The 13024-nt window shown below is 37.7% G+C and carries 9 protein-coding genes; 4 read left to right on the top strand and 5 right to left on the bottom strand.

Features of this window, described 5'->3' with window-relative positions; translation table 11 throughout:
• Window positions 1–11 precede the first annotated feature (11 nt).
• Both FW754_RS08225 and FW754_RS08220 read left to right on the top strand, forming a co-directional pair.
• The gene (locus tag FW754_RS08225; RefSeq protein ID WP_409511014.1) at window positions 12–1763 is read left to right on the top strand and encodes a GTPase; all 1752 of its coding nucleotides are present in this window, start codon (window positions 12–14) and stop codon (window positions 1761–1763) included.
• On the top strand, window positions 1745–3913 hold the full coding sequence (locus tag FW754_RS08220) for an EAL domain-containing protein (protein WP_446324353.1): 2169 nt from the start codon (window positions 1745–1747) through the stop codon (window positions 3911–3913). Before FW754_RS08225 ends, FW754_RS08220 begins: the two co-directional genes overlap by 19 nt.
• A gap of 129 nt (window positions 3914–4042) precedes the next feature.
• Here FW754_RS08220 and rpmE read toward each other — a convergent pair whose 3' ends face one another.
• The 4 genes from rpmE to FW754_RS08200 all read right to left on the bottom strand — a co-directional run bounded on the left by rpmE (window position 4043) and on the right by FW754_RS08200 (window position 8264).
• Window positions 4043–4270, bottom strand: a complete 228-nt coding sequence (gene rpmE / locus FW754_RS08215; protein ID WP_409511012.1) for a 50S ribosomal protein L31 — start codon at window positions 4268–4270, stop codon at window positions 4043–4045.
• A 218-nt stretch (window positions 4271–4488) separates the two neighbouring features.
• The gene (locus tag FW754_RS08210) at window positions 4489–5490 is read right to left on the bottom strand and encodes a bile acid:sodium symporter family protein (protein WP_409511011.1); all 1002 of its coding nucleotides are present in this window, start codon (window positions 5488–5490) and stop codon (window positions 4489–4491) included.
• Window positions 5491–5664: 174 nt separating this feature from the next.
• Complete coding sequence (gloA, locus tag FW754_RS08205; protein WP_409511010.1) at window positions 5665–6066, bottom strand: lactoylglutathione lyase; 402 nt, start codon at window positions 6064–6066, stop codon at window positions 5665–5667.
• Entirely contained in the window at window positions 6066–8264 is a 2199-nt protein-coding gene (locus FW754_RS08200) for an AmpG family muropeptide MFS transporter (protein WP_446324352.1), read from the bottom strand. Before FW754_RS08200 ends, gloA begins: the two co-directional genes overlap by 1 nt.
• A 181-nt stretch (window positions 8265–8445) precedes the next feature.
• Between FW754_RS08200 and FW754_RS08195 the strand changes: the two genes are divergently transcribed.
• Window positions 8446–11070, top strand: a complete 2625-nt coding sequence (locus tag FW754_RS08195) for an AAA family ATPase (RefSeq protein ID WP_446324351.1) — start codon at window positions 8446–8448, stop codon at window positions 11068–11070.
• A 185-nt stretch (window positions 11071–11255) separates the two neighbouring features.
• On the opposite strand, the gene grxD is transcribed toward FW754_RS08195, so the two are convergent.
• Window positions 11256–11597 (bottom strand): Grx4 family monothiol glutaredoxin, encoded by a 342-nt coding sequence (grxD, locus tag FW754_RS08190; RefSeq protein WP_409511007.1) that lies wholly within the window; start codon window positions 11595–11597, stop codon window positions 11256–11258.
• A gap of 165 nt (window positions 11598–11762) precedes the next feature.
• On the opposite strand from grxD, the gene FW754_RS08185 reads away from it, so the two are divergent.
• The gene (locus FW754_RS08185; RefSeq protein WP_446324350.1) at window positions 11763–12974 is read left to right on the top strand and encodes an acetylornithine/succinylornithine family transaminase; all 1212 of its coding nucleotides are present in this window, start codon (window positions 11763–11765) and stop codon (window positions 12972–12974) included.
• The last annotated feature ends 50 nt before the right edge of the window (window positions 12975–13024 follow it).

Here is a 13024-nt window from a genome sequence, read left to right as displayed (position 1 = left end):
GTTAAAACATAATGATAAATAAAGAAACTTCTGAAATTTTCCAATCTAATACGGTTCTCAGTCGTGATCAGTTGAGCTTTGCTGAGCCAACTGTACAAGCACTGAGTCAATGGGTTTCAAAACTCTCAATTATGCAGTTGGGCGATACCTCAGAAGCCATTATGACTGCGGTTCATGAAATATCTACATTACGCTGTGATGAAACCCTGCGCTTTGATCTCATTCAGGTCTTACACCCATTTATTGAAAATGTTTTGCTTAGCTTAGAAAAACATTTTAATAATCAAGGACTTTTTCACTCAGATCGCAATGAACATATTATTGAATTGACCATTCGCTTGCGCATTTACTTCACCAATATCTATGTTGATATTGTACATCGTAGCCATCATCAGCTCTTAAACCAAAAATTTTCGCTGTTCAAGTTTAATGAGCGAAAAAATCTAAAAACAGCACGTACGCTTGCCACCTATTATGCTCTTGAGCAAATTTGTTTACTGCTCGTTCAGCAACAAATGTTATATAGCTCAGCATTATCAAATCAATGGTATACAACACACAACCTGTATGAAATGGCGATTAAAAATGAAGAATACCTAATTAATATTAATCAACTACAAGGTACGCATCATGTTGTTCAAAATATACAACAAGCCTATGCGCAAGTCTTATTACTCGATATTTTTAATACTCATCAAATTCGTCCAAGTGAAATTCAAGCGTTATATGAATGTAGTTTTGATTGGTCAAAAATGATTCAAGTACTCCCAAGAGAATCATCTATCTCTCGTTATATTGTCGATACCACTAAAGACCATCCACCAGTATATAACCGCAGACAACACGAAAGTTTTCAACCTAATTTATATATTTCGACACAAAGCCTACTCGAACATATCAACATCACTATTCAAAGAGACAATGAATATTTGTCTAAAAATGAGCAGATGTATTTATCGACTGCACTCAAATTTCATGTACAAAATGTTTTAGGCAGTACGCCTGAGCGTCAACATGAACGTTATGAGTATTCTGCTCAGTTACGTGTATGTTTTGGTTTACAAACGGCGCATTTTTATTTATCTAAAGCGAAAAATTTTGCTGAAACATTACAACTTAAAAATAATTACGCATTTCAATCAGAGTCCAATGTGCAATCAAGCATTGCCAATAATAATGATTCTAGTGCACCTAAATTGATTAAAACCTTAGACCGTGAAGCCAAGCAGATCCATCAAATTCCTGTCTTAGACATCAGTATTCATGGCTATCGTATTCGTTGGGCAAATGAAGCACCAAAAAGCTTACGTACAGGTGAGTTTTTATTAGTCAATGAAAACTCACAAAATAAATGGAAGGGCGCAACTGTCCGTTGGATCAAACAATCCATCAATAAAACATATGAAGTTGGTATTGAAATATTGGCACAGGATATTTTCCCATGTGCTGTCAAAGTCTCTACTGACCACTCAAATGTCAATTATCACCCTGCATTGTTGATTCAGACACAAGAACTCGATCAGGTAGTCAATTCTATACTTCTACCCAATCTTCCCTTCTTTAAAGAACAGCAAGCCATTCATCTTCGTTTAAATGATCAGGAAATTAAACTTTATCTAATCAAAACTTTACTGATTACTCAAAGTGTTGTTCAATTTGATTTTGAACTTTTGAATGATGAACAAAAAATCCTAATTGATGAATATATTCACCAGCAATCCAATGACCTAAATAATCAAGATGTATGGGAAGCCTTGAAATGAGAAATTTATTATTATCTAAGAAACTAAAACTGTCTGAAACTAGACTGTTAATCATTGATGATAACCAAATCAGATATAATGAAATTCTTAATATATTTCAAAGTAAAAATCATCCCGTCCATGCCCTTTTGCTTGATGACCTCAGTAGCTTTGAAAAACAATTGCATACCCGTTGGGATTTGGTCATTTTTGGTCAGGCTTATGATTTAAAACTTGAACAAGCGATTACCCTCATTCATGCATCGTCCCAAATTGATATTCCAGTACTATTACTCAAACCACAAGACTATAAGCCTGAGCATTATCAAACCCTAATTCATAAAGGTGTTTACGACATTGTCAATATTGCTCACCCTGAACGCGTTTATATCAGTACTATACGTGCACTATCATATAGCCGAACATTACAAGCACAAAAAAACTTACTTTGCGATTTAGATACAGCAAAGACGCAAGCACAAGCATTGGTTCAAGAGCAAAAGAAAGCTGTAGCTACTCTTGAAGAAGGTATGCATTCACAAGCCAATGAGGAATATTTAAAATTATTTGGTATCGGCTCCGAAGATGACATTCTCGGCTTACCGATTCTTGATGTATTAAAACCCAAAAATCTCAATGATTTCAAAACTCGTTTCAAAAAATTTACGCAAGGGCAAACTGAACTTAGTCGTTTTGAAATTACTACACAAAATGAACAAGCTCTGTCTGAAAATCCACTCAAAATAGAGTTTTTACCAGGTGAAGATGGTACGGTACAAATTGCAATAGAAACTGCAAATACTGCACCAATCGCTCAACCAAGTGTAGCATCAGCGCCAACAAATAATGCAGACGATACCTTCCATTTGATTCAACGTCATTTGATTCAACAACCTGCTACAGCCAATGCACTAATTATTTTTAGTTTTTCTAAATGTGATGACGAAATATTACATTTAAATTGGGCTGATACCAAAGCATATTTGTCTCAACTCAAAGCATTTATTAAAGAGCAAACTGGACAACGTGTTTTTAAAATTAATACCGTTCTTCACGCAATTATCATGCAAGCAGAATCTGCCACAGCACTTGAGTCTAAAGTTTCCGCACTCAACTCTTTAGAAAAACAGCAATTACTCAATATTAATAATCGTACATTCCCCTTACAACTCAAACTTGGTTTTAGCCCTATTCAACTAGAAACATTTAGCGAAGCAAATTTTGAAGGCTTATTGGCGAAGGCTTATGATACGTCTTTACCAAAACGTGAATCTGCATCAGACTTACAACTGGAAGCGACACTACAAGAAACCACAATTGAGCTGATTTCAAACGAAGAACTATCAGTACCTAATGTACAACCGCTCAATACACCAATCATTCAACCTACGCTCAATATTGAACCTGTACAACGTGAGTCACCAATCTTAAAAGAAATTCAACAGAAGTTAGAAAAAGGTGAAATTCATCTGAAGTATCAGCAACTGTATGATAAACAAGATACAAACTTATATACTTATGAAGTCACTAGTGGTTTCATTTATGAAAACAATTGGAAAAAAACCTGTAGTTTAGTCGAATTAGATGATGATGTTGAATTATCAATTAAACTTGATCGTTGGATTATGGTCGAAGCATGTAAACAATTACATAATTTTATTACGCAATATCCTGATGCTAAACTCATCATCAACTTGAATCGACATATTTTATTTCAAGATAAGCAATTTCCTGAATTAGTAGCAAAACTCATCACCATTGTGGGTAGTAAATTATCACATCCTCTCATTCTACAGTTTGATGAAGAAGATATTGCCAAAAGTCCGATTGAAGCACAAAAGCAATTTAATATATTACGTGAACATGGTGCAGAAATTGCTATACGTAACTTCGGCTCAACAATTTCAACTGAAGCTATTGTAAAACAAACAGATTTAGCACTACTGTCATTAGATGAAAAATATACGGACATGTTGGCTGATGAAAAATCATTAGCAGAACTACAAAATATGATTCAACATTACACAATGATAAAACCATTGGTATTTTTACTCAAAAATCTGAATGATATGAATGCTTTTGCTAATGCTTGGAATGTCGATGTACGCTTTATTCAAGGTGATTATTTCCAAAAGAGAATGGATCATTTAACCGATGTACAAGATCAGTAATTAAAGTATTTTCCACATTAAAAAACCAAGTTTCGACTTGGTTTTTTACACATGATAATCGTAAATTGTTTCTGCACTTATTTTAGGCATAAAAAAACGGGCAGATGCCCGTTTTTTTGCTTTCGCAGATTAGTCGCGTTTGATAGAACGTGACATACCAGCAAAACGTTGTTTGAACTTGTCGATACGACCGCCAGTGTCAACATTCTTCTGTTTACCAGTATAGAATGGGTGACAAGCTGAACATACGTCAAGATAAAGCGTTTCTTTACCAAGAGCAGAACGAGTTTCGATTACGTTACCACATGAACAAGTCGCAACTAAAGTTTCGTATTTTGGGTGAATATCGGCGCGCATGGACGATTCTCCTAAGTTAAGAAAGGTTTCGCTGTCATCGCAATTGATCACTCTCAAAATGAGGAAATAAGCAGTTTATTTTAAAATAAATTTTTTCAATAAACCCGCAGATCAACACCACAACAGACCATTTCTTTTGAGCCCACCGAGACTATAAGCGTCAGAGCTAAGCACAACAAGTGGGCAACATTATACTTCAAAATAATGTAATAAGCGAATTATTCTGCTTTCAATTCTTCCACAACGTCAACCGACTTTTGATTCGCCCAATAATTGGCGATGATCCCACAGACCATCAGTTGAATTTGGTGAAAAATCATAATCGGCAAAACAATCATGCCAAGAGGTTGCCCTGCAAATAGAATCTGCGCCATCGGTACGCCACTCGCTAAAGTCTTTTTAGAACCGCAAAAAAATACCGCTTTTTGATCAGGTACACTAAAGCCTAACCAACGTGGAATATACCAAGCCAAAAGCATGACAATAGTTAAAAACACTGAACAAACGACTGTAAGAATAAACAAAGTCATCCCACTCACTTGATTCCACAAGCCTGCTACGACAGCACCACTAAATGCTCCATAAACCACCATCAAAATGGTGCCTTGATCAAAGGCTTTCACAATGCTGGGAACTTTTTGCATATATGGAAAAACATAAGGACGTAACACCTGCCCTGCAACAAAAGGCAAAAGCAAGAGTAATGCAATTTGTACGATCGATGAGGTCGCATCATAGTTATGCTGCGTTTGTCCAAAAATAAATAGACTCACCATAATAGGAGTAATAAACATACCAACCAAATTAGAAAATGATGCACTGATCACCGCCGCAGCAACATTGCCTTTTGCAACTGAAGTAAAGGCAATGGAGGATTGTACTGTTGATGGCAAAAAGCACATAAACAGAAAACCCCAATACAACTGTTGTCCAAGTAAAGGTAGCAAAAATGGTTTTGCAAGTAGACCTAAGATTGGAAAAATTAAAAAAGTAAAAGCAAAGACAACGCCATGTAAACGCCAATGCATAATGCCTTGCACAATCGCTTCACGTGAAAGTTTAGCACCATGCAAAAAGAATAAAATCGCAATCGCAATGGTGGTGATCTGACCAAATATGCTCGCACTTTGCCCTTGCACAGGAAAAAATGAAGCTAAAGCAACCATGACGATAAGTAGTATCGTAAAACGATCCAATGCTAATATTTTTAATATATTCATATTCAACATCCTGTCAGTGATAAAAAATCTATGCTGAACTTTTCAAATACATACAAAAAAGCTCAGTAAAATGATTTTTACCTAAAGATAAATAACCATCTTACCGAGCTTACTTGATTAAGTCATATTATGAGGAAAATGTTCATTATTTATTTTAAACATTCCACGTTTAACTTAATTGTTTCTCGCATCTTGATCTTGCTGAATCAACTCGATTTTATAACCATCTGGGTCTTCAACAAATGCAATAACCGTCACACCACCTTTCATTGGTCCTGCTTCACGAACAACATTACCACCACGTGCTTTTATGTCTTCACACGCTTTGTAAGCATCATCAACAGCTATCGCGATATGACCATAGGCATTACCCAACTCATAACTACTTGTGTCCCAATTATGCGTTAACTCAAGTACCGTATTATTTTCTTCATCGCCATAGCCAACAAAAGCAAGGGTAAAACGTCCTTCTTCATAGTCACGTTTACGTAATAAAGTCATACCGAGAACTTCAGTATAGAACGCCAAAGACTGTTCTAAATTGCCTACACGTAGCATGGTATGTAACATGCGCATTATGATTCACCTTTTTCATTTTGAATGGTTTTTTGATGTTCACCTAATAGTTTTCCAACCCAGACCACAAGAATTAAAATTGGAATACCAATTAAAGTCGTCATCAAAAAGAATTTTGGATATCCAATATTGCTGACAATTGTACCTGAATATCCACCTAAAATTTTAGGAGTTAAAGTCATGAGTGAACTAAAAATGGCGTACTGAACTGCAGTAAATGACACGCTTGTCAAGCTTGAAAGGAAAGCAATAAATGCGGCTCCCGCCAAACCTGAAGCCAAATTGTCGACAATAATTGCAAAGTATAGCCAAGCGGAACTATATTTCTCAATAACCTTACCTTTCAGTTCAACCATGTCAACTGATGCTGTATTTGAGTTTATATTAACCGCCGCAATAGGTTCAATATTAACATTTAACTGTGGTTCAACATCACTTATCAGATAACCATGTGTAACAGCAACCAGAGGCTCTGACTGAACAAAATTCAAACGTGCTTCAATACTTTTACTTTCTGATTTTTGCAAAGCATCCGCATCAACAATCGCAGTAAACATCCCTGTTTTATCAAGTTTGGTTTTAAATGTTTGACCATCAAGGCTGACAAGTACAGGTTGATCTACATTTAAATCGGTATCTTTCACACCTAGAATTTGCCCTTTGACTACCACACTTTGCTTCAGCTCTTGTGTAGTTAATTTGCTATCACCTGTTATAGGTAAAAGTTGAATCTGTGCATGACCATTTTCAACCAAATAGGGTGCTTGAACTTCAATCTGCTCTGACTGATCGGCAAATTGCGCTTTGACTGAAATGTGCTGATTTTCTGAAAGAAGCTGAGCAGGTACAGCAACTTTCCACGCACCTACTTCATCAGGCTGTGCTGTAAACTGTTGTGAACCGACTTGAATATCGACAGGTGCTAAAGGCTGTCCCGATTTGACCAAACCAATAAAAATCAGATTGGTTGAGCTTGCCAACACTGCGCCAATAAACATCAATTTCATAATGTTCATGCGTTGTGCAAGTAAGCCTCCTAAAAATCCACCAACAAGACTGAAAATTACACCGTAAATTTTAACGGCTTCAGCAATTTGTTCTTTGGTAAAATTTAAATCTTGATAAAACACATTGGAAATTACCCCAGCAATAATGTCTGAAATACGATAGAAACCTATCAATAGTAATAAAACTAGAGCAAGTTTCACTCCATAGCGTTTAAAGAAATCTGCAATTGGGCTGACCCAAGTGTCATAGGCCATCTGCTTATTTACGGCACCTGCCTGCACCAATCCATAGCCTGCAAAAAATGCTATTGCACCTGAGCCAACAAAACGCACAGCCTCTAAAGCAAAGAGTAAAAAGCTATCTTTGATTTCAAATTGTTTTGCCAAAGCTTCCGTTAAACTGCCTGAAAAAATATAACTTGCAACAAAACTCACCACTGCAACAAAAAAGACAGCAACCAAGCGATAATAATCGGTATTTTTATAATGCTTATCGACACGATTAATTTGTGCTTCACGAATGCTCAGTGTGGTTATAATACCTACTACCATGACACCTGCCATCGCTAAGTAAGTATATTTCCATGCATCATAAATATAATTGCCTTTTGATGTTCCAAGCGATGCGGCAAGAAAAAGTGCGCCCGCACCTGCAACAATCATCCCGATACGATAGCCTGCGTTGTAGGTCGAAGCCAATACGGTTTGCATTTCCGTTTCAGCCAATTCAATACGATAAGCATCAATCACGATATCTTGCGTTGCCGCTGAAAAACCAAGTAATACAGCACCGACAGCCATTTGATACAAATAGCTCTGCCCAAGTGACGGATCTGAAAAAGCCATAATCGAAATTGCACAAATAATCAAAATTTGTGCAATGAGAAGCCAAGCTCTACGCCGTCCCAATTTTTTGGTTAGATAAGGCACAGGAATTTCATCAATCAATGGTGCCCAAACAAATTTAAAGGAATATCCCAAAGCTGCCCAACTGAAAAAAGTTACTGCACTTTTTTCAATACCGGCTTCACCAAGCCATAAAGATAGGCTTGAAAAGATCAATAAAATGGGTATCCCGGCTGAAAAACCAAGAAATAACATAATGAGAGCACGGCGATCCATAAATGCCATAAAGGCAGACTTCCACCCCGATGGTGGTGACGCATTTTGTGCTGAGTTTTGCGTAGACATACGTTTATTGTTTTCTGCAAAAAGAAATATCGCTATTCAACCGCTTAATCACATTAGTTTCAATGGTTTTTATGCTACTGCATTGCTGAAATCCAGATATTTGATTTGAATCTGCTTGATATTTACGCCCAATACTGTATACCTTTAAACTTTCAACCTTTAGCAGTTTTGGATTTCACCTGTGACCCAGAAACATGATCAAATGAGCTCAACCCCTGTTTCAAATACGACGATTACAACGACAGCACTCCAAAGTCCAAATTTACTTCCAACTGCTTTTGACCAGACGGATATACAACAAACCTTAATGCAGACTGCACTAAAACCAGAACAACTGACGCACCTGTTAAATTTACCTCGTGTTCCAAGTTCAACTAAACGAATTAAACCACTGAATAACTTTTTAGGTCAAGATCGTGCTAAAGCTTCAGTAGAAGCTGGTATTGCCTTGCCTTATTCAGGCTACAATATTTTTGCTGTCGGAACAGCCGGACTTGGTAAACGCACCATGATCAAGCGTTTACTTCAACAACATGCCAAGTCTATGCCGACGCCTGACGATTGGGTATATGTCAATAATTTTAAAAATGCTCGCCAACCCATTACTCTACGCTTTCCCGCAGGTCAAGGTAGTAAATTTGCAACATTACTACATCAAACATGGCAAACCATTTTAAAACAGCTTGAACGACGCTTTAGTGCGGAAACCTATCACAATCAAATTGAACGTATTCGCCAAATCACTGGTAATGAACAACAACATGCTTTGGCTGAATTGACTCGTGAAGGCGAAGAGTTTGATCTTAAACTGATCAATCGCCATGATGAGCATGTGTTTATTCCCACGCATTATAAAGATGACAAAATGCAGGAAATGTCGCAAGAAGACATGAATGCATTGACCAGTAAAGAGCGCACCGAAATTGCAGCCAATATCCGCTATATGGATAAAAAGCTCGAACGTCTAGGTTTACAATTAGGCGATTTAGAGGATGATGCACGAGATCAAGTTTCGGAACTGAATCGAGATATTGGTAAACAAGTCATTATTCCTCGTATGGAAGCCATTTTAAATAAATTTGATACTGATGGCTTAGAGCTATATCTCAAACAGTATGCACAAGATATTATTGATAATGTTGAAAATGTGATTGATAGTGAAAGTGATGAATTTGCACCTGCATTATTCAACAGCGTACCTTCACGCTATCAAGCCAATGTCGTCATTAGCAATAAACCTAATGCTGGTGCACCTGTTATTTTTGAAGATTTCCCGACACATTACAACTTGTTGGGTCATGTTGAACAATTGACGCAAAATGGTACGATTACCACCGATTTCACCCTAATTCGTCCGGGTGTATTGCATCAAGCCAATGGTGGTTTTTTAATGCTTGAAGCAGAACAACTGCTTGAGCAACCGTATGCTTGGCAAGGGTTAAAACGTGCGCTTAAATCGGGGCAATTAAAATTATCATCTCTTGAGCACATGATCACGCTCACAGGCAGCATTTCAATTGAGCCTGCGTCTATTCCACTGAATGTAAAAGTGGTTTTATTGGCTGAACCTGAAGTTTATTATGAAATTTTAGAGGTTGAACCTGAACTCGGTAGCGTGTTTAAAATCCGTGCTGATTTTACAGATACCTTACAACGCAATGAAGAAAATGAACAAGCTTATATGCAGCTCATTGCCGATTATGTTCAACAAGACAAACTGTTGCCTTTTGACCGTTCTGCCCTGTCTGCACTACTTACCGATTCTAGTCGTCAAGCTGAAGATCAAAGTTCATTGTCATTACATGCTTTGACTTTGGGTGATCTGATTCGTGAATCACATCACCATGCACTGCAATCTGATGAAAAAATGGTGACAGCGCAGCATATCAATACTGCATTGAAACATCGTCAATATCGTCTAGGTTATTTACGTGAATTGTATTGGCAAGATTTATCTCGTGGCACACAACTTATTGAAACACGTGGGCATCGTTTAGGTCAGATCAACGCACTTTCGGTTATTCAATATGCCGATGTCGAGTTTGGTCTACCTTCACGCTTAACCGCTTCAGTTTATCAAGGTGGTGGCGATATTCTCGATATTGAGCGCAGCGTTGAACTTGGTGGTTCTTTACATGCCAAAGGCGTGTTGCTCATGTCGAGCTTTCTCAAAGCACATTTTGGTCGTGAGCAAATTCTGCACTTCTCAGCCGCGCTTGCTTTCGAGCAAAGCTATGGTCAGGTTGATGGTGATAGTGCAACGGTCGCAGAACTATCTGCGCTTATTTCGGCAATCAGCCAACTACCGATTGATCAATCTTGGGCGATTACAGGTTCAATGAACCAACTTGGTCAAGTTCAACCCATTGGTGGAGTGAATGCTAAAATTGAAGGCTTCTTTGATGCATGTAAATTGCAAGGTTTGACTGGTAAACAAGGCGTTATTATTCCTCGTCAAAATATGCAACATTTGATGCTCCGCCAAGATGTCATTGAAGCTGTGGCTGATGGTCAATTCCACATTCATGCGATTGATACCATTGATCAAGCTCTTGAAATTTTAATGGCACGCCCTGTTGGTAAGCTCGACAAGAAAGGTCGTTATACCAAAGGTTCTATCTATTCAGTGGTTATGGCACAACTCGAATATTGGCAAGCGCTTGAAGATGGTTTAGACATCAGCATAAAATCGAAGAAGAAAAAGAAAAAAAAGAAACAGAAAAAAAATAAAAAGATTGAAAAAATAGAAGTACCGATCATCTGTGAAACACCTCAAGATGCGGTGGCTGAAGCTTTGGTAGATTAAAGTAGTCGATTCATGATGTTACCTTGAACCATTTTAAAAACAGCGTTGAATTTTTCAGCGCTGTTTTTATATGTCGTATTGGGCTTATTTTTGATCTTCATTTTGAATTTTTTAAGCTATTTCTACATTTTTATTACACATAAAAAAAGCACCATAAGGTGCTTTTTGAACATCAGAAGGTTAAATTAAGCTTCTGGTGCTGCGCTGTATTGCTCAACCAATGGCTTTAATTCACCATTTTGGAACATTTCAAGCATGATATCGCTACCACCGATTAATTCACCATTGATCCACAATTGTGGAAATGTTGGCCAATTTGCAATTTGTGGCAAAAGTGCACGAATATCTTGATTTTCCAAAATATTTACATAAGCAAAAGGACGACCAATTTGGCTAAGTGCTTCGACTGCACGTGCAGAGAAACCACATTGTGGAAATTGTGGTGTGCCTTTCATATAAAGAAGTACAGCATGTTTAGCAATCTGATCGCGAATTAACGCTTCTGTATCACGTGCTTGTTCAGTCATTGATAAATCCTCAACTCATTCTGCGTGCATTATACCTAAATCCACCATAAAGAGTACGCCAAGATGATTATTTCCAATTTAATTTACATTTGGGCTTTAAATCTGTTCCGTATTTTGCTTATATAAACTTCCCCCTATTTCCTTCCTAACAGATAAGAGTTAGTCATGAATAACATTACCCTCGCTCCGGTACAACCTGATCAACCATCGCATTTAATGCCGGTATTTAGCCGCCAACCGATCAGCTTTGTCCGAGGCAGCGGTTCTTATCTTTACACTGAAGATGACACTGAATATTTAGATGCACTTACAGGAATTGCTGTATGTGGTCTAGGGCATGCACATCCTGTGATCGCTCAAGCCATTGCAGAACAAGCGGCAACCCTCATTCATACAAGCAATATTTACGAAGTAAATTGGCAAACAGCTGCAGCACAAAAACTTGCTGAAGTTTCAGGTATGGAAGAAATTTTCTTCTCAAACAGTGGTGCAGAATCAAATGAAGGTGCAATTAAAATTGCCCGTAAATTTGGTCATTTACAAGGTGTAGCAAGTCCTAAAATCATTGTTGCTGACCGTTCTTTCCATGGTCGTACAATGGCAACATTGTCTGCAACAGGAAATAAAAAAGTTCAAGAAGGTTTTGGTCCATTGGTCGAAGGCTTTATTCGTGTACCTTTTGGTGACATCGAAGCGATTGAAGAAGCAGCCATCAACCATCCTGACATCGTGGCAATTTTAGTTGAGCCAATCCAAGGTGAAGGTGGTGTGAATACCGCACCTCAAGGATTTAGCTACTTAGAAGAAATTCGTCATATTTGTAATCAACATAATTGGTTAATGATGCTTGATGAAGTTCAAACTGGTAATGGTCGTACAGGAAAATTTTTTGCTTATCAGCACACCAATATTATTCCTGATGTGATAACCACTGCTAAAGGTTTAGGTAATGGCTTTCCTATTGGTGCAGTAATGACTCAAGGTCGTGGTGTTGGTGTATTAACTGCAGGTAATCATGGCTCAACATATAGCGGTACTCATCTAGGTTCACGCGTTGTTTATACTGTGCTTGATCTGATTCAAAAAGAAAATATTGTTGAAAATGCTGCCGAAATTGGTACATATTTAGTCGATCAATTCCGCGCACAACTTACTGATCTCAATGTGATTGTCCGTGGCTTCGGTATGATGATTGGTATCGAATTACCGAAAGACTGTGGCGACTTAGTCAATATTGCACGTGATGAACATAAACTGATTATTAATGTTACTTCTGGGAACGTCGTGCGTTTGCTTCCTGCACTCAATATGACACATGAACAAGCAGATGATTTGTTACAACGTCTTGTTCCTGCAATTAAAAACTACTTGGCTTAATCAATTATATCGTTTTCCCTCAGATGTAAAAAAGCCGCTTAACAAGCGGC

It is taken from the genome of Acinetobacter sp. 1207_04, assembly GCF_052850415.1.
The sequence above is the reverse complement of the archived record's forward strand: the minus strand, read 5'-3'. Positions and strand labels throughout refer to the sequence as shown.